Annotated in this window: 26 protein-coding genes and 4 pseudogenes; 20 read left to right on the forward strand and 10 right to left on the reverse strand. The window is 42.6% G+C overall.

The genetic code is table 11. The features are described from left to right. Positions 1 to 33: 33 nt before the first annotated feature. The 10 genes from ACY3LV_RS19940 to ACY3LV_RS19985 all read left to right on the forward strand — a co-directional run bounded on the left by ACY3LV_RS19940 (position 34) and on the right by ACY3LV_RS19985 (position 7,587). Positions 34 to 240 (forward strand): DUF951 domain-containing protein, encoded by a 207-nt coding sequence (locus ACY3LV_RS19940; protein WP_087993753.1) that lies wholly within the window; start codon positions 34 to 36, stop codon positions 238 to 240. A 50-nt stretch (positions 241 to 290) separates the two neighbouring features. Beyond that, complete coding sequence (locus ACY3LV_RS19945; protein WP_464864381.1) at positions 291 to 2,294, forward strand: molybdopterin-dependent oxidoreductase; 2,004 nt, start codon at positions 291 to 293, stop codon at positions 2,292 to 2,294. Between the two features lie 126 nt (positions 2,295 to 2,420). Further along, positions 2,421 to 3,521, forward strand: a complete 1,101-nt coding sequence (ychF, locus tag ACY3LV_RS19950; RefSeq protein WP_464864382.1) for a redox-regulated ATPase YchF — start codon at positions 2,421 to 2,423, stop codon at positions 3,519 to 3,521. 110 nt (positions 3,522 to 3,631) lie between these two features. Continuing rightward, entirely contained in the window at positions 3,632 to 3,919 is a 288-nt protein-coding gene (gene rpsF, locus ACY3LV_RS19955; RefSeq protein WP_014115888.1) for a 30S ribosomal protein S6, read from the forward strand. Positions 3,920 to 3,959: 40 nt separating this feature from the next. Further along, positions 3,960 to 4,481, forward strand: coding sequence for a single-stranded DNA-binding protein SsbA (ssbA, locus tag ACY3LV_RS19960; protein WP_039074877.1), 522 nt, complete (start codon positions 3,960 to 3,962; stop codon positions 4,479 to 4,481). Positions 4,482 to 4,524: 43 nt separating this feature from the next. Then, positions 4,525 to 4,764 carry a 30S ribosomal protein S18 gene (gene rpsR, locus ACY3LV_RS19965; RefSeq protein ID WP_010332656.1) on the forward strand — a complete coding sequence of 80 codons (240 nt, stop codon included), beginning with the start codon at positions 4,525 to 4,527 and terminating at the stop codon, positions 4,762 to 4,764. 63 nt (positions 4,765 to 4,827) lie between these two features. After that, positions 4,828 to 5,586, forward strand: coding sequence for an exodeoxyribonuclease III (gene xth, locus ACY3LV_RS19970; protein WP_464864383.1), 759 nt, complete (start codon positions 4,828 to 4,830; stop codon positions 5,584 to 5,586). A 59-nt stretch (positions 5,587 to 5,645) separates the two neighbouring features. Further along, positions 5,646 to 6,581, forward strand: a complete 936-nt coding sequence (locus ACY3LV_RS19975; RefSeq protein ID WP_464864384.1) for a LacI family DNA-binding transcriptional regulator — start codon at positions 5,646 to 5,648, stop codon at positions 6,579 to 6,581. 55 nt (positions 6,582 to 6,636) lie between these two features. Further along, complete coding sequence (locus ACY3LV_RS19980) at positions 6,637 to 7,017, forward strand: VOC family protein (protein ID WP_202327745.1); 381 nt, start codon at positions 6,637 to 6,639, stop codon at positions 7,015 to 7,017. Positions 7,018 to 7,032: 15 nt separating this feature from the next. Beyond that, the gene (locus ACY3LV_RS19985; RefSeq protein WP_464864385.1) at positions 7,033 to 7,587 is read left to right on the forward strand and encodes a sugar O-acetyltransferase; all 555 of its coding nucleotides are present in this window, start codon (positions 7,033 to 7,035) and stop codon (positions 7,585 to 7,587) included. Between the two features lie 34 nt (positions 7,588 to 7,621). On the opposite strand, the gene ACY3LV_RS19990 is transcribed toward ACY3LV_RS19985, so the two are convergent. Then, positions 7,622 to 8,977, reverse strand: a complete 1,356-nt coding sequence (locus ACY3LV_RS19990; protein WP_464864386.1) for an MFS transporter — start codon at positions 8,975 to 8,977, stop codon at positions 7,622 to 7,624. A gap of 226 nt (positions 8,978 to 9,203) precedes the next feature. Between ACY3LV_RS19990 and ACY3LV_RS19995 the strand changes: the two genes are divergently transcribed. Beyond that, positions 9,204 to 10,103 carry a lysostaphin resistance A-like protein gene (locus tag ACY3LV_RS19995; RefSeq protein WP_464864387.1) on the forward strand — a complete coding sequence of 300 codons (900 nt, stop codon included), beginning with the start codon at positions 9,204 to 9,206 and terminating at the stop codon, positions 10,101 to 10,103. Here the strand turns inward: ACY3LV_RS19995 and ACY3LV_RS20000 are convergent. After that, entirely contained in the window at positions 10,100 to 12,169 is a 2,070-nt protein-coding gene (locus tag ACY3LV_RS20000) for a thioredoxin domain-containing protein (RefSeq protein ID WP_464864388.1), read from the reverse strand. The two genes, ACY3LV_RS19995 and ACY3LV_RS20000, sit on opposite strands and share 4 nt — an antisense overlap. 274 nt (positions 12,170 to 12,443) lie before the next feature. Between ACY3LV_RS20000 and ACY3LV_RS20005 the strand changes: the two genes are divergently transcribed. Beyond that, on the forward strand, positions 12,444 to 13,742 hold the full coding sequence (locus tag ACY3LV_RS20005) for a hemolysin family protein (RefSeq protein WP_464864389.1): 1,299 nt from the start codon (positions 12,444 to 12,446) through the stop codon (positions 13,740 to 13,742). Between the two features lie 285 nt (positions 13,743 to 14,027). Continuing rightward, entirely contained in the window at positions 14,028 to 14,453 is a 426-nt protein-coding gene (locus tag ACY3LV_RS20010) for a MaoC family dehydratase (protein WP_087993889.1), read from the forward strand. Between the two features lie 67 nt (positions 14,454 to 14,520). On the opposite strand, the gene ACY3LV_RS20015 is transcribed toward ACY3LV_RS20010, so the two are convergent. From ACY3LV_RS20015 to ACY3LV_RS20030, 4 genes are all read right to left on the reverse strand, one after another. Next, positions 14,521 to 14,853 carry an MmcQ/YjbR family DNA-binding protein gene (locus tag ACY3LV_RS20015; protein WP_148963164.1) on the reverse strand — a complete coding sequence of 111 codons (333 nt, stop codon included), beginning with the start codon at positions 14,851 to 14,853 and terminating at the stop codon, positions 14,521 to 14,523. A 117-nt stretch (positions 14,854 to 14,970) separates the two neighbouring features. After that, on the reverse strand, positions 14,971 to 15,405 hold the full coding sequence (locus ACY3LV_RS20020) for an EVE domain-containing protein (RefSeq protein ID WP_464864396.1): 435 nt from the start codon (positions 15,403 to 15,405) through the stop codon (positions 14,971 to 14,973). Positions 15,406 to 15,415: 10 nt separating this feature from the next. After that, on the reverse strand, positions 15,416 to 15,808 hold the full coding sequence (locus tag ACY3LV_RS20025; protein WP_148963165.1) for a rhodanese-like domain-containing protein: 393 nt from the start codon (positions 15,806 to 15,808) through the stop codon (positions 15,416 to 15,418). A gap of 20 nt (positions 15,809 to 15,828) precedes the next feature. Further along, positions 15,829 to 16,248 carry a MarR family winged helix-turn-helix transcriptional regulator gene (locus ACY3LV_RS20030; RefSeq protein WP_464864390.1) on the reverse strand — a complete coding sequence of 140 codons (420 nt, stop codon included), beginning with the start codon at positions 16,246 to 16,248 and terminating at the stop codon, positions 15,829 to 15,831. A 341-nt stretch (positions 16,249 to 16,589) separates the two neighbouring features. On the opposite strand from ACY3LV_RS20030, the gene ACY3LV_RS20035 reads away from it, so the two are divergent. Continuing rightward, positions 16,590 to 17,252: an MBL fold metallo-hydrolase gene (locus ACY3LV_RS20035; RefSeq protein ID WP_464864391.1), complete on the forward strand. Its 663-nt coding sequence runs from the start codon at positions 16,590 to 16,592 to the stop codon at positions 17,250 to 17,252. 51 nt (positions 17,253 to 17,303) lie between these two features. Here ACY3LV_RS20035 and ACY3LV_RS20040 read toward each other — a convergent pair whose 3' ends face one another. Continuing rightward, positions 17,304 to 17,543 carry a VOC family protein gene (locus tag ACY3LV_RS20040; protein WP_464864392.1) on the reverse strand — a complete coding sequence of 80 codons (240 nt, stop codon included), beginning with the start codon at positions 17,541 to 17,543 and terminating at the stop codon, positions 17,304 to 17,306. Here ACY3LV_RS20040 and ACY3LV_RS20045 point away from each other — a divergent pair. From ACY3LV_RS20045 to ACY3LV_RS20060, 4 genes and pseudogenes are all read left to right on the forward strand, one after another. Further along, positions 17,529 to 17,645, forward strand: a pseudogene (locus tag ACY3LV_RS20045) (LysR family transcriptional regulator); the annotation flags it as partial. The gene ACY3LV_RS20040 and the pseudogene ACY3LV_RS20045 overlap by 15 nt on opposite strands. 4 nt (positions 17,646 to 17,649) lie before the next feature. Beyond that, positions 17,650 to 17,772 (forward strand): annotated as a pseudogene (locus ACY3LV_RS20050) (GNAT family N-acetyltransferase); the annotation flags it as partial. Between the two features lie 2 nt (positions 17,773 to 17,774). Then, a pseudogene (locus ACY3LV_RS20055) lies at positions 17,775 to 17,855 on the forward strand (DUF4440 domain-containing protein); the annotation flags it as partial. 73 nt (positions 17,856 to 17,928) lie between these two features. Next, complete coding sequence (locus ACY3LV_RS20060) at positions 17,929 to 18,732, forward strand: hypothetical protein (protein ID WP_464864393.1); 804 nt, start codon at positions 17,929 to 17,931, stop codon at positions 18,730 to 18,732. Positions 18,733 to 18,768: 36 nt separating this feature from the next. Here ACY3LV_RS20060 and ACY3LV_RS20065 read toward each other — a convergent pair. Continuing rightward, positions 18,769 to 19,507 (reverse strand): annotated as a pseudogene (locus ACY3LV_RS20065) (MerR family transcriptional regulator). A 205-nt stretch (positions 19,508 to 19,712) separates the two neighbouring features. Further along, entirely contained in the window at positions 19,713 to 21,023 is a 1,311-nt protein-coding gene (locus ACY3LV_RS20070) for an MFS transporter (protein WP_464864394.1), read from the reverse strand. Between the two features lie 435 nt (positions 21,024 to 21,458). On the opposite strand from ACY3LV_RS20070, the gene ACY3LV_RS20075 reads away from it, so the two are divergent. After that, complete coding sequence (locus ACY3LV_RS20075; protein WP_464864395.1) at positions 21,459 to 21,905, forward strand: DUF6376 family protein; 447 nt, start codon at positions 21,459 to 21,461, stop codon at positions 21,903 to 21,905. A gap of 33 nt (positions 21,906 to 21,938) precedes the next feature. Here the strand turns inward: ACY3LV_RS20075 and ACY3LV_RS20080 are convergent, their stop codons facing one another. Next, positions 21,939 to 22,868, reverse strand: coding sequence for a manganese-dependent inorganic pyrophosphatase (locus tag ACY3LV_RS20080; RefSeq protein ID WP_202327759.1), 930 nt, complete (start codon positions 22,866 to 22,868; stop codon positions 21,939 to 21,941). Between the two features lie 203 nt (positions 22,869 to 23,071). Here ACY3LV_RS20080 and hypR point away from each other — a divergent pair, with 203 nt between their 5' ends. Continuing rightward, a complete protein-coding gene (gene hypR / locus ACY3LV_RS20085; RefSeq protein ID WP_333562329.1) occupies positions 23,072 to 23,449 on the forward strand; it encodes a transcriptional regulator HypR in 378 nt (125 codons plus the stop codon). Positions 23,450 to 23,548 lie beyond the last annotated feature (99 nt).

The raw sequence follows: 23,548 nt of genomic DNA on the forward strand, positions 1-23,548 counted from the left end.
GATACAGCAGTTTATGAAAAGAGGTGAAGGGTCTTGGCGGATAAAGACTTTGGCCTGAATGATGTCGTAGAAATGAAAAAACCGCATCCATGCGGAGTGAACAGCTGGAAAATTATACGCATGGGAATGGATATTCGAATTAAGTGTGAGGGTTGCTCTCACAGTGTAATGATTCCTAGAAGAGAATTTGAAAGAAAACTAAAAAAAGTACTAGTCAAGCATGAGGAGCCTACTTCATAAAAAGGCCTGCACTCATGCTTTTTCATATAGAAGGTAAGGAGAAGACGGCGATGAGCAAAGTGCATCAGTCAGCTTGTCCGCTGAATTGCTGGGACAGCTGCGGCTTTTTGGTGACTGTTGATGAGGGAAAGGTAACAAAAGTGGACGGAGATTCGAATCATCCGATTACGGAAGGCAAAATCTGCGGCCGCGGCAGAATGCTTGAGACAAAAACAAATTCGCCTGATCGGCTTCGCTATCCGATGAAAAAACAAAATGGCGAGTTTGTGCGCATTTCTTGGGAGCAGGCGCTTGATGAAATTGCCGATAAACTCCGGGAGATCAAGGAAACGTCGGAGACAACTGCTGTTTTGCACAGCCATGATTATGCGAATAACGGTTTGTTAAAAGCGCTAGATCAGCGTTTTTTTAATGGATATGGCGGCGTGACTGAAATCATCGGCAGCATATGTTGGGGCTCAGGTATCGAGGCGCAAAGCTGGGATTTCGGCCGTTCGTATGGGCACGGCCCGCTTGATATTTACAACAGCAAACATGTTGTTGTGTGGGGGAGAAATGTATCCAGAACAAATATGCACTTATACCATCACTTGCAGCAGGTGAAGAAAAAGGGTGCCACGATTACGGTGATTGACCCGATCTTCAACCCGACTGCCAAGCTTGCAGACCGGTATATCTCTGTCAAACCGGGAATGGACGGCTGGCTTGCGGCAGGCATTTTGAAGGTTCTGATTGAGACAGGAAGAACGGACGAGACGTTTATCTCTGATCATTCTGCCGGCTTTGATGATGTGAAAGAGCTTTTGAACACCGTTTCTTTAGAAGAGTTTATTGTGAAAACAGAAACTTCTATGGAGGAGCTGAATGATCTGGCCGGTTTGTATGCTGATGGCCCGGTGTCTACCTTTATGGGGCTCGGCATGCAGCGATATAAAAACGGCGGTGAAACGATTCGCTGGATTGATGCACTCGTTGCGGCAAGCGGAAATGTCGGAATTAAAGGCGGCGGCGCGAATTTCGGGAACGTTCAGATCGGTGAGAGCTTTGCAAAAACGAAGCTGACCCTGCCGGAATTAAAAACAGCATCACGTTCGTTTTCCATGATGACGCAGGCTGAAGAGGTGTTGACTGCTGCTGATCCAGCTATTGAGATGATCATTGTGACGTGCGGAAATCCGCTGACTCAGGTGCCAAATACCAATAAAGTAAGACAAGCATTTGAAAACGTGCCGATGACGGTGGCGATTGATTCGATCATGACGGATACGGCAAAGCTGTGTGACTATGTGCTGCCGACTGCCACTGTTTTTGAAGAAGAGGATATCTACTACTCCAGCATGTATCATCATTACGTTCAGTACGGGAAGAAGCTTGTGGAACCGCAGGGAGAAGCAAAGTCGGACAGGTGGATTTGGTCAGAGCTTGCAAAACGCCTTGGATTTGGCGAGCTGTTTGACTACAGCACTCAAGAATTTTTAGAGATGGGGCTTTCTTCATTGGAAGCAGAGAATGTGACGCTTAAGCGATTGAAAGAAAAAGGCCACCTCCCTCTTCCGGTCAAGCAGGTTCCGTGGGAGGATTATCAGTTTTTGACGCCGAGCGGAAAATTTGAATTTACTTCGTCGTTAGCTCAGGAAAAAGGATTTAGCGGTTTGCTTCAATTAAACGTACCCGAAGAATCTGTTTTCCATAATGAAGAGTTAGCCGAAAAGTATCCCTACACGCTTTTGTCTATTCATCCGCAACGCTCTAATCACTCTCAGCATGTGCCGTTTATTGAAAAGCTTCAGCATATTCAAGTTGATATTTCTCCAGATATAGCGGTGGAGCAGAATCTTCAGGACGGAGACGAGGTCAGTATCTTTAATGACCGCGGGCGCTTGAAGGGCAAGGTGAAGGTGATGAAGCAGGCTCATCCGAAGACGGTTAATATAGATGAGGGCATGTGGGCGGCTTTTGGAGGCTCAGTCAATACACTGACAAACGATACAAATTCCGATAATGGAATGGGAAGTACGCTTTTTGACTGTTTAGTAGGTTTGAAAAAAGCATAATCAAAGGGATTAACAGGCTGAAAATGCTTTTTTGTCAGCTTGTCTTTTCCAGTGAACCTCCTTATAATTGCTCTAGGTTCAAAATACGTTTATACAATGACGGTTTTATATAGAGGAGATGAAAGAATGGCTTTAACAGCTGGAATTGTCGGTTTGCCGAACGTTGGGAAATCAACATTATTTAACGCAATTACACAGGCCGGTGCCGAATCAGCCAACTACCCGTTCTGTACGATTGATCCGAATGTGGGAATTGTAGAAGTGCCGGATGATCGTCTGCAAAAGCTGACTGAGCTGGTCAAACCGAAGAAGACTGTGCCGACTGCTTTTGAATTCACTGATATTGCAGGGATCGTAAAAGGCGCGTCTAAAGGAGAAGGACTCGGTAACAAGTTTCTTTCTCATATTCGGCAGGTTGACGCGATTTGCCACGTTGTCCGTGCTTTTTCTGATGACAACATTACACACGTTTCCGGAAAAGTTGATCCGATTGATGATATTGAAACAATCAACCTTGAGCTGATCCTTGCTGATATGGAAACGGTTGAAAAGCGGATTACACGCGTCAGCAAACTTGCAAAGCAAAAAGATAAAGACGCTGTATTTGAGTTTGAGATTCTGTCTAAACTGAAAGAAGCGTTTGAGAATGAAAAGCCTGCTCGTTCTGTTGAGTTTACTGAAGAGCAGCAAAAGCTTGTAAAGCAGCTTCATTTACTGACTTCGAAGCCTATCTTATATGTGGCGAACGTAAGTGAAGAGGAAGTGGCTGACCCGTCTGGCAATGAAAATGTAGCGAAGATTCGTGAATATGCTGCCGGCGAAAACGCCGAAGTCATTGTCGTTTGTGCGAAGATTGAATCCGAAATCGCCGAGCTTGAAGGCGAAGAAAAGCAAATGTTCCTTGAAGAGTTGGGCATTGAAGAATCAGGTCTGGATCAGCTGATTAAGGCGTCATACTCCCTGCTTGGCCTTGCAACATATTTCACAGCAGGAGAACAGGAAGTCAGAGCTTGGACATTCAAAAAAGGCATGAAAGCCCCTGAGTGTGCAGGAGTTATTCATAGTGATTTTGAGCGAGGATTCATTCGTGCTGAAACTGTTGCTTATGAGGATCTTCTTGCGGGCGGCGGCATGACAGGAGCCAAAGAAGCAGGAAAAGTCCGTCTCGAAGGGAAAGAATATGTGGTCCAAGACGGGGATGTTATTCATTTCCGATTTAATGTATAGGATGCAGTTGTAAAGGGACAAGAGCTTTGGTATAATATAAAATTGTGAGTAATAGAATTATTGCTCCTTGCCCATTATGGGCCGCTTAGTCCAAAAGGAGGTGCAAACAGATGAGAAAGTACGAAGTTATGTACATTATCCGCCCAAACATTGACGATGAGTCTAAAAAAGCAGTTATCGAGCGTTTCAACAACGTTCTGACTTCTAACGGTGCGGAGATCACTGGAACAAAGGATTGGGGTAAACGTCGTCTTGCTTACGAAATCAACGATTTCCGCGACGGTTTCTACCAAATCTTAAACGTTCAAGCTGACGCTGCGGCAGTTCAAGAATTTGACCGTCTAGCTAAGATCAGTGACGATATCATTCGCCACATTGTTGTTAAAGAAGAAGAATAAGCAATTTTGAAATATATAATGGTAAAAGGTGGTCTTTCTTATGCTTAACCGAGTTGTATTAGTCGGAAGACTGACAAAAGACCCAGAGCTTCGTTATACGCCAAACGGTGCGGCTGTTGCCACGTTTACTCTTGCTGTGAATCGTACGTTTACGAACCAGTCCGGAGAACGTGAAGCCGATTTCATTAATTGTGTCACTTGGAGAAGACAAGCTGAAAACGTTGCAAACTTCCTGAAAAAAGGAAGCCTTGCAGGCGTAGATGGCCGTTTACAAACGAGAAACTATGAAAACCAGCAAGGACAGCGTGTCTTCGTGACCGAAGTTCAAGCTGAAAGTGTTCAGTTTCTAGAGCCTAAAAGCGGCGGCGGTTCTGGTTCAGGTGGATACAACGAAGGAAACAGCGGCGGAGGCCAGTACTTTGGCGGAGGCCAAAATGATAATCCATTCGGGGGAAATCAGAACAACAACCAGAGACGCAATCAGGGAAACAGCTTTAATGATGACCCGTTTGCCAACGACGGCAAACCGATTGACATCTCGGATGATGATCTTCCATTCTAATGAGAATATCGCTTAATCTAAAACAGAAAGGAGGGAAATGACAATGGCAGGAGGACGCAGAGGCGGTCGTGCGAAACGCCGTAAAGTGTGTTATTTCACTTCTAACGGCATCACGCACATCGACTACAAAGATGTAGATCTTCTTAGAAAGTTTGTTTCTGAGCGCGGTAAAATTTTACCACGTCGTGTAACTGGAACAAACGCTAAATACCAACGTAAATTGACTGCAGCGATCAAACGCGCTCGTCAAATGGCTTTACTTCCATACGTAACTGGTGAGTAAGCTGATACGTAAAGAGCAAGGACCTTCGGGTTCTTGCTCTTTTTTATAGGGGGGGGATGAAACATGAAGCTGATTTCTTGGAATGTAAACGGCCTGCGGGCTGTTATGAGAAAGATGGATTTCCTCTCTTATCTGAAAGAAGAGGATGCAGATATTATATGTCTTCAGGAAACAAAGATACAGGACGGCCAGGTCGATCTTCAGCCTGAAGGCTATCATGTGTACTGGAATTACGCAGTGAAAAAAGGATATTCCGGCACGGCTGTTTTTTCAAAACAAGAGCCGCTGCGGGTTATGTACGGTATCGGAAAGGAAGAGCATGATCAAGAAGGCAGAGTGATTACGCTGGAATTTGAAAACATGTTTGTGATGACCGTTTACACGCCCAATTCTAAAAGGGGTTTGGAACGGATCGATTACCGAATGCAATGGGAAGAGGCTTTATTATCTTATATTCTTGAATTGGATAAGAAAAAACCGGTCATTTTATGCGGCGATTTGAATGTAGCTCATCAGGAGATCGATTTGAAAAATCCAAAAGCGAATCGGAATAACGCTGGATTTTCTGATCAAGAAAGAGGGGCATTCACTCGTTTCTTAGAAGCTGGATTTATTGACTCATTCCGTCATGTCTATCCTAATCTTGAAGGCGCTTATTCCTGGTGGTCGTATCGCGCCGGCGCCCGGGAAAGAAATATCGGATGGCGTCTGGATTATTTTGTTGTTTCCGAAAGGCTGAAGGGACAGATTGGGGATGCCTGCATATCAGCAAACGTCATGGGTTCCGACCATTGTCCTGTTGAACTTATGATCAATATATGATGAGATGGCAGTAAGGAATTTACACTTACTGCTTTTTTATATGAAAAAAGGAGAAAGAGATGGCAAACATAAAAGAGATTGCAAGACTGGCAAATGTATCTGTTTCGACTGTTTCACGTGTATTGAATCATTATCCGTATGTGTCTGAAGAAAAGAGGAAACTTGTTCATCAAGTCATAAAGGAATTAGATTACATACCAAATCGAACCGCAATCGACCTCATTCGCGGGAAAACCCGTATTATTGGTGTGATTCTGCCTTATAGCGATCATCCCTGCTTTGATAAAATCGTAAACGGGATCACCAAGGCGGCCTTTCAGCATGAGTATGCAACAACCCTCCTCCCCACCAATTACAACTCCGCTTTTGAAATCAAATATCTAGAATTGTTAAGAACGAAGAAAATAGATGGTCTCATCATGACATCCCGCGCCAATGACTGGGACAGCATTATCGCTTATCAGGAGTATGGGCCGATCATTGCATGTGAGGATACCGGAGAGATTGATGTCCCATGTGCGTACAATGACAGAAAAGCTGCGTATGCAGAGAGCTTCCGCTATCTAAAGAGCCGGGGACATGAGAATATCGCTTTTACGTGCGTCAGAGATGCCGGCAGGAGCCCGAGCACGGCTGATAAAGCTGCGGCCTATAAAGCTGTCTGCGGGAGGCTGGAAGACCGTCATATACTGTCAGGATGCAACGATATGAATGACGGTGAGCGGGCTGCACAGCACTTTTATATGAGCGGGCAGGTTCCAACTGCTATTTACGCAAATAGTGATGAAGTGGCAGCTGGAATCCATGTATTTGCCCAAAAGAATAAATGGGATGTTGAAATCATTGGCGAGGGGAATTCTTCTATCAGCCGAGTTCTTGGCTTTCCGTCGCTAGATTTGAATCTTGAGCAGCTCGGCATCGCAGCATTCTCTCTATTCTTGCAGGATGAACCGGTTGATATCAAAATTCAGCATCAATTCGAGAAAAAAGCTTGAACTGAAATGCATTTCATACTTTATAACTTCATTGAAGGTGAAGGAGGAGGAAGAAATGCGGATTGAACATACAGCGATCTGGGTCAATGATTTAGAGCGAATGAAATCCTTTTATGAAACGTATTTTAATGGCAAAGCGAATGATTTGTATCATAATGAGAAAAAGGATTTTAAGTCTTATTTTATGACATTTGATTCCGGAGCAAGGCTGGAAATCATGAAAAAAGGAAATGTGACTGATCCGCCTTCACAAACAATGACAGGCTGGGCGCACATTGCTTTTTCCGTTGGAAGCCGGAAGAAGGTTGATGAACTGACCGATCAATTGAAGAAGGATGGTTTTGCCGTAGTAAACGGCCCGAGGACAACAGGAGACGGCTACTATGAAAGTGTGATTGAAGATGATGAAGGAAATTTGATTGAGATTACAATCTGACATGGAGTGACTTGAATGTTGAGGACAGAAAAAGAAAAAATGGCAGACGGAGAACTATATAATCCGGAAGATCAACAACTACTACTTGAACGCAAACATGCGAGACAGCTGAGTAGACAATATAACGAAACACCAGAAGATGATGCAGTGCGAACGGAGCTTTTGAAGGAGCTGCTCGGCTCGCTTGGTGATCAAGTCACGATTTTACCGTCATTTCGCTGTGATTATGGCTATCACATTCATATTGGGGATCATACATTTGTTAATTTTGACTGTGTTATTTTAGATGTGTGTGAGGTGCGTATCGGACGTCAATGTTTGATTGCGCCAGGGGTACATATCTATACGGCCGGTCATCCGCTTGATCCGATTGAAAGAAAGTCCGGCCAGGAGTTCGGTAAGCCTGTGACCATTGGAGATCATGTTTGGATCGGAGGCCGGGCGGTGATTAACCCGGGAGTGACGATTGGTGATAACGCGGTGATCGCATCGGGGTCTGTTGTGACTAAGGATGTACCTGCTAATACTGTTGTAGGCGGAAACCCCGCGAGGATGTTGAAGGAATTGTAATGAGATCAGTGCGGCAGGTCCGCACTGACTTTTTTCAAATCTGTTTCGCATTCGTTTTAGGGCCGAAGCAGATTAACAGTAAGGAGCATGCGAGCCAGCAGCCGCCGATAAATAAAAAGACGCTGACATAGCCGAGCTGAACGGCGATAAATCCGACGAGCAATGAGCCGAAAATGTTTGAAAAGCGGCCGAGGCCATAGGCTAAACCGCTGCCAGATGAGCGGTATTCAGTCGGATAAGGTTCTGACGTATAAGCGTATAAGTTCGAGGTGAAAACCCGTTCCGTGATATTCACGATAAAACCAAACACAATAATCATGATCGGAATAAAAGTCATGCCATATAAGAGACCGGCGATGGCTGTCAGAAACGCGCTGGCGGCTAAAATCCATTTTCTCTGAAATGTTTCAGAAATCATCGAACCAAGCAATGCGCCAAGCGGAGCGCCGACGGAGTGCAGTACGTTATACCACAATGTATTTTCCATGGAGATGCCGTTGCTTTTTAAGAGGCTTGGAACCCATGAGGCAAATCCGTAAAATCCAAACGTTTCAAAAATCCATACAGCAGATAAAACGATGGTGATTTTGAGGTTTCTTCCTTTCAATAAACCTGCGTAACCGGCATGCTGCTGAACGGCACTGTTTGCTTTAGGCTGAGCTGGTTCCTGAAGCGGGCCTTTCTCTTGTTCAACCTGCGCCTCAATTCTGTTGAGGATCGCATCGGCTTTCGCATACTCACCGCGATTTTCGTGCCAGCGAGGTGACTCTTCCAGACGGCGGATAAAGAAAAAATAAATAAGGCCGACGGCACCCCATACAAATACAAGCCTCCATCCCCATGAGCCGAGCGGAATGACAAAGGCAGACACAATATTGGTGATCGGAACGCCGATCAATCCAATCATGGCGCAGAAAGAAATATGTTTCCCGCGGACACTGGAAGGAAAAAATTCCGCCAAATAGCTATTGGTAATCACCATGGCGGCTGCGACACCAAATCCGGTGAGAAAACGGAATGTCATTAAAGACGGGATATCCCATGCCGCGGCATTGCATAGCGATGCGATTGAGAAAACAAACACAAATAGATGTAAGGCTTTTTTGCGGCCGATTCGATCTGACAGCCTTCCTCCCAGCGATGCGCCTAAAAACATGCCTAAAAATGAAGCCGCCGTTATATTGGCAATGGTTGAAAGCGGGATGCCCCAATGTTCGATTAGTGCCGGCGCTACATTGCTCAGGGTAAATAAATCTGCAAGGTCAAAGAAATAAACAATGCCGAGAGCGGTTAATACTTGGAAGTGAACGCGAGAAATCGGAAGGCGGTCTAAACGATTCGCTGCGTTGGAGAAAGGATGTGTGTTCTTCTGTTTGAAGATCGTATTCATAAAAAACCCCCTTTTGATTAGTAAGAAAAAACTGAAAATTCCCCTCTTGGAATTATTATAAGTATCTTGATTCATTGGCGACAGAGTTCAAATCACTAGATGAAAGAACTAAATTCGCACTCTTTATTTTCATTTTGCTTAAAAGATTTCCAAAACAGTAGATTTGAAGACCAATTTATGCAAATATATAGGAATATTCTCATTGAAAGGAAGAGACATAGAAGGAATGAATTCATTTATCCGTCCATTAGAAGGAAACAATACGTTGTGGAGATATTTTTTCGCCTTTTTGGTGATGGTAGGTTTATATGTATTCGGGAATATTGCTTACCTTTTCGCTATACTGTTCACGGTTATTGTGAATCCCGATATCACGTTTGATTTGGATGAAGCTGTGCTGAGTGATCCTCTGGTAGATCTTTATTTGGCTCATGTCATTTATTTATTTGCGATTCCGGGAGTATGGCTGGCTGTGCGCTTTATTCTGAAACGGCCGTTTCGATCGGTCATTACGCCAAACGCTAAGATCAATTGGCGGAGAATTTCCTTTGGCTTTATTGCTTATTTCTTGCTGATGATCGCCGTACAATTGATTGACTTTGCGATTCATCCTGACAGCTACTCAATGCAAGATGTTGATCCTTCACGGTTTATCTGGCTGGTGGCGGCGGCTCTCATTTTGGTTCCGTTTCAAACGTCAGCTGAGGAACTGTTTTTCAGAGGATTTTTGCTTCAAGCTTTCGGGAGAGTGACGAAAAATCCTCTTATCTTGACATTGATTGTCGGAGGCTTGTTTGGCGCACTGCATTTTGCGAATCCAGAAATGAACAATGGCGCTGTCTGGGCAGGAATTGAGTATTTAACATTTGGTTTTGTGTGGACCTATTACACGATTAAAACAGGCAGTATTGAAATATCACTTGGCGCCCATGCCGCGAATAATATGTTTTTGTGTATGTTTATCACAGAAAAAAACAGTGTGTATGGAGGAATTCCTTCGTTATTTACGGTTACGCGGGGGAACCCGATGTGGGAGGCTTTATTTACGATAGCGGTCAATCTTGTTTTTGCGGGAATCGCATTATGGTACCATAAGAAATCACAAAGTAAGCAGCAAGGGTCTTAATCCCTGCTGCTTATTAATGTTTGGATGGCTTCTTCGATATTTGTTGTCGGCTGCTGGCAGGCGAAGTTTTCGCAAATATACACGGTTGTTTTGCCGTCTATGATGCGGTAGTCTGCTGCGAATGGTGCTATGTCTTTGCATTGATCAGGATGTTCTGCCACCAGAATGGAGTCGTTCGGCTTAAAGGCTTTTTGAAGCGCGGTTATCAATTGTTTTCTGTCTGGATCGTCTGCGCTGCCAAAAATAACGATTTCTTTTTTAGGCGTCACATGCTTTAACACGCTTTGCATAAAGAAAGCATGGCCGCTCGGATACGCGTCGATATCCGGCTTGAAAACAGAAAACATCGTCTCCGCTTTTTCAATCAATGATAAGTCGCCTGTAACTTGTCCGAGGCGCAGCAGCTGAACGGCTGCCACGCTGTTTCCAGAAGGGACCGCCCCGTCGTATACTTCTTTTTCCCGGACGATTAAAGCTTCTGCATCGTGTCCGGTGAAAAAGAACCCGCCATGCTCCTCATCCCAAAATAAGCGAATCATATCGTCTGTCAGTTTCTTCGCTTTTTCTAAATAAGAAAGATCAAACGAGGCTTCATAGAGATCCAGATAAGCCCATAGGAGAAAAGCGTAATCGTCTATAAAGCCTTTGTTTTTCACTTCGCCGTCTCGATACCGAACCATCACACGCCCGTCAATGATTAATTGGTTTTCAATAAATGTGATGGCGTCTTCCGCTAATCTGAGATATTTTGGTTCTTGGAATACCTTTGCCGCTTTGGCAAGGCCCGCGATCATCAGCGCGTTCCAAGAGGTCAGCACCTTATCATCGACATGCGGATAGGTTCTTTCTTCGCGTGTCTTCAAGAGCTGTCGTCTTGCGTCCTCAAGTTTGAGGCTGAGCTCTTCCTCAGTTAAACCGGATTCAACCTTGATTTGTTCCCGCTTTGTGTGAATGAGGTTCGGAATATTTTTGCTTTCAAAATTCCCTTTTTCAGTGATATCATACACTCGGCCATACAGCGTTCCGAGATCGTCTCCGAGCGTTTTCAGGATCTCTTCCTTTGACCACACGTAGTACTTTCCTTCTTCTCCTTCTGTGTCCGCGTCTAAAGCGGAGAAAAAGCTTCCGTCTTCATGAGTCATTTCCCGCTGAATGAAGGTGATGATTTGCTCGCAAATCTCTTGATATCGGCTGTTTTGCGTAACTTGATAAGCTTCTGTATAAGCCGTCAGCAGCAACGCATTATCATATAGCATTTTTTCAAAATGGGGAACGAGCCATTCGTCATCGGTCGAGTAGCGGGCAAATCCATAGCCGATATGATCGTAAATGCCGCCATTCGCCATGCTGTCCAGCGTTTTTGTCACGTTGTATAAAGCATTTTCCTGCCCCGTATTGTGATGATAACGAAGCAAATACATCAGCATATGGGGCATCGGAAATTTCGGCGCCTGCCCGAAACCCCCGTAGATCGTATCAAACCCGTTGGCAAGCTGCTGGAATGTCCGGTGAATCGCTGACTCACTAAGGGCTTCGCCTGATTTTGCAGCTGTTTTGTTCTGCAAATGTTTAGCGGCGTTCTCGGCAATATCCTCGACATGTTCGCGATCGTTCGCAAATGTCTCAGACAGATGCTCAAGCACATCAACAAAACCGGGACGATTAAATTTGCTCGTCTTTGGAAAATATGTACCCGCGTAAAACGGCTTCTGGTCAGGCGTGATAAACACATTCAACGGCCAGCCGCCCTGCCCGGTCATCAGCTGACAGATTCTCATATAAACAGAATCCACATCCGGACGCTCTTCCCGGTCCACTTTAATCGCCACAAACCGTTCATTGAGGAGACGCGCAATTTCCTCGTCCTCGAAGCTTTCGTGAGCCATGACGTGACACCAATGGCAAGTCGAATAACCGATACTGACTAGAACCGGCTTGTTTTCGCGTTTTGCTTTTTCGAAGGCTTCTTCTCCCCAGGGATACCAGTCGACGGGGTTGTGGGTGTGTTGAAGTAAGTATGGTGATTTCTCATTGATTAATCTATTGGGTTTGTTGTTAGTGGGCATGGGATCACCTTCTTTCTTAGTTTGATTTGATAAATAACCTCGATACTAACTTATCACAACCAGATAAAAAAATTCTCATATAGGTTACTTTAAATATTTTTAATTGATTTTGAGTTCAACTGAACTTATAATTATGATGAAAGTGATATATCTTAACAGCAAAGGAAATAAAATATTTTGTTTGGTTATTGTATGTTTAAATTATCAATACTAAGGAATATGTAAGGGAGATCTTTATACAGGAGGTGTTCGCCTTACTTGGTAAGGCAAGCGATTGACAACCCTTAATCTTATTATCTTTGCCATTTTAATTGTGTTAACTGCATTTTTTGTTGCAACTGAATTTGCGATTGTCAAGATTAGAACTTCGAAAATAGACCAACTCATACTAGAGGGCAAAAAAGGTGCTGTATCAGCAAAAAAAGTTGTTACTCATTTGGACGAATATTTGTCAGCTTGTCAGCTGGGAATCACTGTGACAGCGTTAGGAATTGGCTGGGTTGGAGAGTCGACTTTTGAAGTGATTCTGCACCCCTTATTTGTTTATTTTCATGTAAGTGAACCTGTCTCACATGTATTAATTTTGATTGTTGCTTTTGTCATGGCGACCTTTTTGCATGTAGTGGTTGGTGAGCTTGCTCCCAAGACACTCGCGATTCAAAAAGCTGAAGCCATCACTCTTTTAACAGCAAAGCCAATTATCTGGTTTTACCGCATCTTGTATCCTTTTATATGGTTTTTAAATGGTTCAGCCCGGTTTATCGTTGGACTCTTTGGGTTAAAACCTGCGTCAGAACATGAGCTTGCCCACTCTGAAGAGGAACTGCGCATTTTACTGTCTGAAAGCTATAGGAGCGGTGAAATCAATAAGAACGAGTTAAAGTATGTCAATAACATTTTTGAATTTGATGAAAGAATCGCCAAAGAAATCATGATTCCTAGAAGAGAAATACTAGCGATTTCTATCGATGAATCATACGAAACTGTTGTTAGGACTATTAAGACAGAGAGCTATACAAGGTATCCGGTTCTAAATGGGGATAAAGATACGATTATTGGTTTTATCAATGCCAAGGCGTTCTTGTCAGTTTATATTGATACAGATCAGAAAACAAAGGATCATTTCAAGTTAGAAAATCATATCAACCCTGTTATCCATGTGATTGAATCGGTTCCGATCCATGACTTATTAGTGAAAATGCAAAGAGAGCGAACTCATATCGCTATTCTAGTGGATGAATATGGCGGTACTTCAGGATTGGTGACTGTTGAAGACATTCTTGAAGAAATAGTAGGCGACATCAGAGATGAATTTGATGAAGATGAAGTGCCTGAAATTAGAAAAATAAATGATGATCATTATATTTTAGATTCAAAAGTGCTCATTGAGGATGTAAATCAACTTTTGGAAACCGAGTTAGCGAGTGCGGATGTCGATACAATAGGCGGCTGGTTTATGACTGAAAATATTGATGCCAAACTTGGCTCTGAAATAGAAGCCGAAGGATATGTGTTTAAAGTGCACAAAATAGACGGCCGGCATATTCATTATTTAGAGGTAAAACCGAAATGATGATTACGTTGATCTGAATTTTTTGTAAGTGAGGCACTTACAGCCTGTGATGAATTAGCAATTCATCCAGGCTTTTTATATGAAATAAAAGACAAGCCGGATAACCAGAACCGGCTGGTTTTAGCATTTCGCTTTTAAGTAGGCACGATTGTGGGCGTGGTGAAACAGGTACAAGGACTTCTCGTCGATTAACATGCAGAGGGTATTCCTCTCGGTAAGATTACTGAATGTGTTAAAATACTGCGTAGGTTATTATATGAAGATTAGATACAAGGAGGTGTCCCTATGAAGTTAGATGAATTTTCTATTGGACAGGTTTTTCAAACTAAACCATTTGAATTAACAAAAGAGAATGTAATGAATTTTGCAGAAGAATATGACCCGCAATACATGCATGTAAATGAAGAGAAAGCAAAAATGGGCAGATTTAACGGAATCATTGCATCTGGAATACAAACGTTAGCCATCACTTTTAAGCTCTGGATAGAAGAAGGGTGTCATGAGGACGATATTATTGCTGGAACAGGAATGAATCATATAAAATTCCTAGCACCCGTATACCCGAATGATAAGCTGAACACTATAGTTAAGGTTATTGATAAAAAACCAAATAAAAGTCAAACGGGAATACTTACTGTATTGTTATCTACCTATAATCAAAAAGAGGAAAAAGTGTTTGAAGGTGAGTTATCAGTATTAATGAAACGGTAAAAGATTTTGATAAGATACAAACAGGAACTTATTATAGGTTCCTGCTGATCATATTGGTGAATAAACATTAAGACTTCTTTGGCTTTGTCAATTCGAAACTATGTTGCACCATATCATCAAGAGCCTCTTGTGAGAGGTTGCCATCTAAGATCACTGTATTCCAATGGTCTTTATTCATATGATACCCGGGCTTTACCTCTTTAAAAATACTACGCAGGAAATTGGCTCGCTCAGGTTCGCACTTAAGGTTAACGCATAAATGGCCATCAAGATGAAAGATAAGCGCAAACAATTTTTTATTCCCGTTGTGACGCATCACCGTCCGCCCTTCACCAAAAGGATAGTCTTTATAGGTATCTGGATATGACAGGAAGTAATTGATCATTTCCTCGTGATTCATAACTCGCCACCTCTATTTTTAGAAATTACCAATGATTCATCGTCATGATATCACAATGTAATGAATGGTTAGGTGATATTGTGAATATAAAGAAAGCTTAAAGGAGATCAAAGTCATCTAATCTCCTTTACCATCAACCATTTTTTGTGCAATTAGCTTAAAATCCTTTTCACTGATCTCAAAATGCCCAAACCGAAATGAGTAGCCCCAACGCTTCTTGTCTTTTATGAAAGAAAGGTATGGGATTAATGGGCGAATGGGTATTTCTGTGCAATGAATGAAATGTCTATGTCTTCGAAAAGGCTGAAAATCATTTGCCATATCAAATTGAAAAATATGATGATCTACTACTTTGCCTAAAGCCGTAAATTTTTGATATGGCGTACTTTCCTTAATATTGACCTTTGGAGAATAATAAATGATCCAATCACCTTTATTCATCTTTTTTAAGGGTGCCTCTTTGCCATGACAAAGTTGTGCAAACCCGCCTTGAATTGCTTTCATTACGTGATCTCGGGAAGCAACTCCCACCCAGTATCTTTTATGTTGCACAGGCACAGAGTCAGCATCCACAATCATCAGATATGTGATTGTCTTGATTTGTATTTGTGACAGGGAAGTTCATTTCTTTCCATGCTGCAATCCCTCCGGTCAGCTCTTTCACTTTATATCCATGTTCTAATAAAAATGTTGCAACTTTTGCAGCGGTATTGCACCAGACATCCCAGCAATAAACAATGATTTCTCTTTCTTTTGGTATTTCGTTTAAACGAGCTTGCAGTTCTTGTTCAGGAATAATGTGAGCATCTTTAATTGTTACATTCCTTACATGAATTGGACCGTTTCGAACATCGATTAAGACGTATTTCTCGGGATTCATTTGCTTAGCTTTCAAAAAATCCATAGGGCTTATCGTTGCTTCGAGACGTGCATTAAAATAATCGAGAGCTTGCATATTGTAAAACCTCCTGTTTTTTAAAGTGATCTCCAAATTTTAACAAGGAAATCTTTAAGTAATTGTCTTTCTTGTTGATTTAACGGAGCTAATACCTCTAATTCCGTATTAACTAAAAACTCCCAACGTGAATCCAATACATCGTTACCTTTTTCAGTAATCTTAAGGCTATAGGATCTTCTGTCATTAGGATTTTTTGTTCTCTCAACAAATCCTAAAGTCTCGAGATGATCGATATGACTCACCATCGTAGTCCGGTCGATTTGCAGGTTTTCAGAAATATCTTTTTGTGATGAGTAAGGGTTTCCTTTGATAAATAAAAGAACTCCATATTGTCTTGCGTTAATTTCATATGGTCTAAGCCCTTCAGCAAATGTATTTTCCATTCGCTGGAGAACTTTTCCGAGTAGAAAACCATAGGATTGATTCCATTTTTCCAATTCTTTCACCTCCAACAATAATCAGTTTAACATATAATCAGCATAACTGATTATTTTTCAAGAAACAAGGTTTAAGTTCGTCAAGTGTGCCTGACGGGATTGGTGCTATTCAAACAGTATGTATTTTTAAAAGGGCTACTCCATTTCCCGCCGATAATATGCAGCGTCATTTCCACGGGACAAACCATTTTTACTTCTTCACTGCAAGCGCCAAATCCATTTAACCGGTTTCCCATATTTGTCACCTCACAATGTAAGTTACAAAAATGTGCGTCATGACATAATTAACTAAGATGTATTACAGTAAATATATCAAAAAATTTCCAAAGGGAGTGGTTGGCATGAATTTGAGACAATTGTCAGAACATGTCTTTCAATGTGAATTTGAGCTTGATGTGCCTATTCGGATTCCGGTTCATATTTGGTTTATTAAAGATGGTGATGATGTTTATATCATTGATACGGGAATAGAACGTTTGGCAGAAGCTCAGATCAGGGCAGCGTTAGCGATCGGCAATCCAAAAGCCGTTTTGCTTACCCATGGCCACAGCGATCATATTCAAGGTGCATCAAAATGGTTAGAGAGATTTGATATTCCAATTTATGCCCATCAGAAAGAACTAATCTATATCAATGGGGAAGCGCCTTATCCGAACAAAAATGAGGTGGAGAACACAGGGGTAGCCCATATTGTCCAGCCGCTGACGGAACAAACGCTTGCCCACTTGCCGCTGCAATCCTATCTAACACCCGGACATTCCCCGGGGCATGTTGTGTATCATCATGAAGTCGATCATGTTCTATTATCAGGTGATCTTTTTATCACAAGTAAGAAAAATTTACACCCGCCTATCAGAAGATTCAGTGTTGATATGAATGAGAACATCGATAGCGGCGCAATCATAGACGAAATCAAACCAACGCTCATCTGCTCTTCACATGGGGAAGAAATTGTTTATAACGAAGAGTTGTATAAAAGCTACGTGTTAAGGTATAGGAACTAAGAAAAGTTAGAAAAAACATACCCAATTACTTGGTATGTTTAGAAAGAGAATTTAAAGATACTCTGATATCCCAATAAGGTTTTGATCGGGGTCTCTTATATAAACAGATAGAATCGGGCCGAGTACATCGGTTCTTTTGATTGGGCCTTCCTCGATATTGACGTTTGTTTTCTTGAGATGCTCCAGTACTTTATTGATAGGTTCATTAGCGATCAAACATAAATCGACAGATCCTGAGAGATGGTGCTTTGCTTTAGGCTCGAATTCATGACCGGCTATCTTGTGAAGCATGACACTCGCAACTTTCAAACAATGGAGCTGTGGAGTATTGAAGCGATTAGGCTTGGGTTTGCTGTTTTACCTTATATCACAGTGAAAGAAGATGTGGAGGCGGATTCGAATCTGCATTCTGAAACCCTATCGCAACTTCGGGCTGGGCAAAGAGATCGTCGATGCGTTAGAACGTATTGTAAAAGAACAAGACATTTCCTCATTCAAACTGTACGGCCAGACACAGGCCCCTATGTGTTTAAGAAGAATGCGCAAGGCGAGTGGCTTTGTGCCATCGATAATTCATATGGAACGGATTTAATTGGTGTTTAGCGTCCAGATATGTCTTTGATGTGCTATTTGCGCATATAATGATTCATTCAGCTGATGAGGGAAGGTGACTTCATTGAATCTGTATGACATCAGAATGAATCCTTATTGGTTTTATGCAGGCAGGCACAGAGGTTTTGTTCAATATCCATACGTATTTCGGCAACCCATTGCATCCTCCAGCGCAATCATTACATCAGCCCGCGGAGATGTAACGGGAGACGGCGTTATTGATGAGGTCTTTCTCACTGGCATCCAAATGCCTGGCAGCCCTTTATGGAGAAATATCGCATTGGTGATCCGTGACGGCAGAACCCATCAGGAACAGCGAATCCAGCTCCAAAACAATATGGGATATAATCCGTCTCTTTTTCTCGGGGATATGACAGGCGACAAGATGGATGATGTGGCAGTGGTGATAGATACTGGTGGAAGCGGCGGTGCTATCTATTCATATGTGTTTGCCTATATAAACCGGCAGTTCAGACAGATTTTCAATTCGGATGTGTTGGATGCTGAATTGAAGTACAGTGTGAGGTATCAAAATCAATATAAAGCGAGCGTTATCAGTCATCAGCAAAACGAAATATATATCCTCGACCTTACTTACAAGGGCAGGGAATATTTGAATGAGATTTATACCCAGCAGGGAGTATTGAAAATGCCGATAGAAGGCTGGGTCAATCCTTTGTCCGGCCTGTATCCAATTGATTTCAACAGAGACGGCGTATACGAACTGCTGGCGTATCAGCGGATAGCGGGAAGGTATAACGCCGACTCATTAGGATATGTTCAAACTGTATTGAAATGGAACGGGCGGAGTTTTGCCGTTGACCGGCAGAATGTATCAATTGTTGGCGGTGCTGTCTCATCTTCATGAAGGCTGTCTCCCTATATAGAGTGACAAAGACTCACGCTACAGGTGTTCTGCAACGACGGTCAAATAATAAGATAAACCGGTTTGCTGCTCTTCCAACATTCCTCTATGGAAATCATCTTGCATAAAAAATCGCGTTTGTTTTACGTAATCTTCTTTACTTATCGGATGCCCGTTCTGATTTAGGAAGTTAAGATGATTCATGACATGCTCTTGTACGGCAGGGGCTTGATACGTCACGCCGCTTCTTAAAAAATCAGCCATTCCATCAAGAAAATGTTTTGCCTCTATCGCCATTTTGTTCATTTCATTTACATTGATTGCAGTGGTATCTAATTCAAAATTGTAATGATCTTTTAAATAGCCATTTTGTTCTGCTAAAGATTGCTTCCATTCTTCAGCGCTTTCAAATCCTTTAAACATGACCTGATGATCCATATTCTCACCTTTTCTTGTGTATTCTAAAGACGTGTTGACTGTTTGAATGAGGCGCTGATACTTTTCAATTTTCTTTTCAAACAGCTTTTTTTTGTTTTTCTAATGTACTAGTTCTTTCAGCATCTTCATCTAATAATGTTTTTATTTCTGACAAAGGAATATCTAATTCTTTGTAAAAAAGGATTTCCTGCAGTTTTTTTAGTTCGTCAGCACCATAGTACCGATATCCGGCTTCGCTTATTTCTTTTGGAGCCAGTAAGCCGATTTTGTGGTAATGATAAAGCGTTTTGATTGTCACGTTCGCAATGAGAGATAGTTCTTTTACTGTTAATTTCACAATCCAATTCCTCCTTTCTTCTTTCACTATGAGGCCTTACCTTTGGTTGGAGTCAAGGATAAAATGAAGGTATTTTCATCCGGAGAGAATAGAATATGGCCGGTGAATGAGAGAGAAGTCCAAACAAGTGATGGGTCCTTAAAGCCGTTCGACAAACTGATGGCTCCTTTTTATGATCAAAGAAAAGAGCGCTCTCAACGAGCACTCTTTATTCCAGATTAATTCGTTTTACATCCCCTAATACAAACACATAAAAAACCAGCCCGAGCAGCAGTACAAAACCGGCTACCAGAAAGCTGAGCGTAAAGGATCCTGTCACATCAACCAAATATCCGGTCAGTGAAGCAGCGATAATGCCTCCGAACAAGTTGTTTGCCAGATTCACCATGGAGCTCAGCATGGACACGGAACCGATCGGTGCCAGTTCTGCTGAAATGGACCAGCCGACTGGAGCGGTTGCGGAAATACCGGCGAGTCCGATTGAAATACAGATAATCGCGACGGTGATATTGTTCGTTAGAATCGAGCCTAAAAAGAAAAAGCCAAAGCTCATTCCGACAATGATTACCGTTCGGTACACCTTGGTGTTAGGATAACCTTTCTTAATGAAGTAATCGACGAGCCAGCCGCCGACGACAATTCCGGAAATGGTTGAGATCAGCCAGGGCACGGCTGTAAATAAACCGGACGACATGATATCCATTCCGTATGTATGTTTAAAGAAAGTCGGAAGCCAGGTGAGCAGCAGGTTGAATGTATAGCCGTACCCAGTAAATCCAATCATCAAGCCCCATACTTTACGGTTGGAGAAAAGCTTTTTTAAAAGCGGACCCGTTTTGTAAGGGATTTGCTCTGTTTTCATTGAATTGTGTTTTTGAATATAGTTTAGCTCGCTTTTGGAAATGCGTTTGTGCCGTTCAGGCTGCTCATAATAATGCCAGAAAAAGATCGTAAACAGCACATTGATGCACCCAATCGTTAAAAAAGCGACACGCCAGTCAAACGCGGTGACAAGAAAGGCGACCAATGGCGCGCCGATTACGTTTGAAAACTTGGCGGCCGAGTCGAACAGTGAGTTGGCCAAGCCCCGCTCGCTTGGAGGAAACCATAGAGCGGTTGCCTTGGAAGCGGCAGGGAACGCAGAGGCGCTCGTCAGCCCAATGAGAAAACGGAACAAATATAACAGCAATTTTCCTTGCAAAAAAGCAAGAAGGATCGTTAAAAAGCTCCATATTGTCATTCCGATCCTTGTTACCCATGCCACGCCAAACCGGTCCAGCAAACTCCCGACAGGCAGCTGCATCAGTGTATAGGAATAGGTGTAAATTGAAAACACGATACCGAGTTCTGTTGCTGTAAGGTGAAACGAATCTTGTATGGCAGGGGCCGCTACAGAGATGGCCACTCGGTCAAAATAATTAAGAATAATAATGCCGCTGAGTAACGAAGATATGTACCATCTGGTATGCCCAGGCCGTTTCACGCGCTCTTGACTCATCATGAAAACCTCCTCTGTCATAGCATGATCTCCTGATGAAAATACCATTCAAATTTTAAATACCACAGCGTGCTTTTGCGTAAACGGACAGCAGGAGTTTGACTGAAAATGCCCGGTGCTTTAGAATGAAAGTAATAAAAATGAACACTCCAAAGGGGAGTAGCTTTTACAGTAAAGTCGTCATTACGGGACAAGATGTCCTCGGCTTTGCTGGCAATCTCATTGTTAGCGAGACCTTTGCCAAATCTGATTTGGTGAAGGTCTTTTTGTTTCGGAACTTCACCAAATCGGTGGAGTTTTTTCATTTTTATCAAAAATGGAGAGGAGCGTCGGTATGTCTAAGCTGAAAAAGTGGCTGAAGCGTGAAATGGTGAGGAAAGGGCTGCCGTTAGCAAAAGAGAAATTGATCCCGATCTTAAAGGAAAAAATGAAGAAGAAGCGATGAGGAGGCTAACGATGAAAATCATTTTGACTGTTCTTGCCGGTGTGGGGCTTTTGAGTGCAGGCGGATGTGGCATGTTGGACCAGGTGAATGACGGATTGAATTATACAAGTGAAGCCGCAGGCTATGTGGAGAAAGTGAAGACATTTGCAGAGGAGGCACCTGAATTGGCTGAGCAAGCTGTAAATGACGCGGAGGCGAAAGAAAAACTTGAAGCACAGCTTGAAACGGTTCAGCAGGCTGCCGCTGATTTTAATGAATTAACACCGCCTGATGCCGCAGCGAAGATTCATCAAACCATTCAGGAGCATAACGAAACCTTGCAGAAAAGCGCTGAAGATGTATTAAAACAAGTGGAAGAAGGCAAGGTATCGCTGGGAACATTGGAGCAGTCGGACATTGTCCAAAACGCAAATCAAATCACTGATGTGATGGGGCAGATTGAAAAGCTGGGCGAATAAGAAAAAAGCATCCCTGCGCGGGATGCTTTTTCATTATTCAGCCATTGCGTCTGTTAAGACAGGGACGACTTGTTTTTTACGGGAAACAACGCCTTTTAAGAGGGCTGTGTTGTTTTCTAATGTAACGTTGAACGCTTTTTCCACGTTCGCTGCTTCGTTACCGATCGCAAGGGCAAGTGAATCATTTTCTAAGATGTCTGTGATGACAAGAAGGAATAGGTCAAGCTTCTTCTCAGCCACAACCTTAGAAATCGCGGCTTCTAATTCAGCTTGGCGTTTTTTCACATCTTCAATGTCGACTGTGTTCACTTGTGCGATTTCGACTTTTTTGCTGCCGAGTGTAAATTCTTTCGCATCAAGAGAAATCAGCTCTTCCACTGTTTTTTTGCTTAAATCAGCGCCGGCTTTCAGCATGTTCAAGCCGTATTCTTCAGCATCTACGCCAGCGATTTCCGCAAGTTCTTTTGCTGCCGCTACGTCTTGGTCTGTGCAAGTTGGAGATTTGAATAACAGTGAGTCAGAAATGATCGCAGACAGCATAAGGCCGGCAATTTCTTTCTCGATCTTCACGTTATTTTCTTTGTACATTTTGTTTAAGATTGTAGCCGTACAGCCTACAGGCTCAGCACGATAGTAAAGCGGCTCAGCTGTTTCGAAGTTTGCGATACGGTGGTGGTCGATGACTTCGAGAACCTGAACGTTTTCAATGTCCTTGATGCTTTGCTGGCGTTCGTTGTGGTCAACAAGGATAACGCCGTTCACTTCGTTTGCAGCTGTTTCTACAAGACGAGGGCTTTCTTGTTTGAAGTAGTCAAGCGCGTATTGTGTTTCGCCGTTGACCTGTCCAAGACGGACTGGCTCAGCATTGAAGCCGAGTTTGTTTTTCAAATCAGCATAAGCAATCGCAGAACAAATCGTATCTGTGTCTGGGTTTTGGTGTCCGAAAATAAGTATCTTTTCCATGATAGCTCCTTATCCTTTTTAAGTAGTGTAATCTTTATATAGTTTAACACGTCTTGTTGCGAGTGTAATCATACAAACCCTTAAAAATTGATGTGAATAAGAAGCATTTTCTTTGAGCTGAAGAGAAAAGGCGTGTAAAATACTGGGTAGCTAAGTTTCGAAATGTGATGTAGTATCAAAAAAGGTACTATGGGAGGTCAAGTATGAGTGAAAAAAAGAATAAATACCCGAACAAAGAAGGCTGTCCAGTTGAATTTACGCTAGATGTCATTGGCGGAAAGTGGAAAGGAATTCTTTTTTATCACATGATAGATGGCAAGAAACGGTTTAATGAGTTTCGCCGAATCTGCCCGAGTATCACCCAAAGAATGCTCACCCTCCAGCTGCGGGAGCTGGAAGCGGATGGTATCGTGCATCGTGAGGTTTACCATCAGGTGCCGCCCAAGGTTGAATATTCTCTGACGGAATTTGGGAGAACGCTTGAACCGATCGTTTTGCAAATGAAGGAATGGGGAGAATCCAACAGAGATGTGCTGGAAGCTTATCGTTCGAACGGCTTGCTGAAGGATCAGCAGAAATAGCAGCAAAGGGAACTCCTTTGCTGCTCAGACTGTCGAGAAAATCTCGACAGTCTTTATTTTTTCCTTAAAATACCCATTCACGTGTAATAAAATAAAAGA

Source organism: Bacillus sp. 11C, from assembly GCF_055486375.1.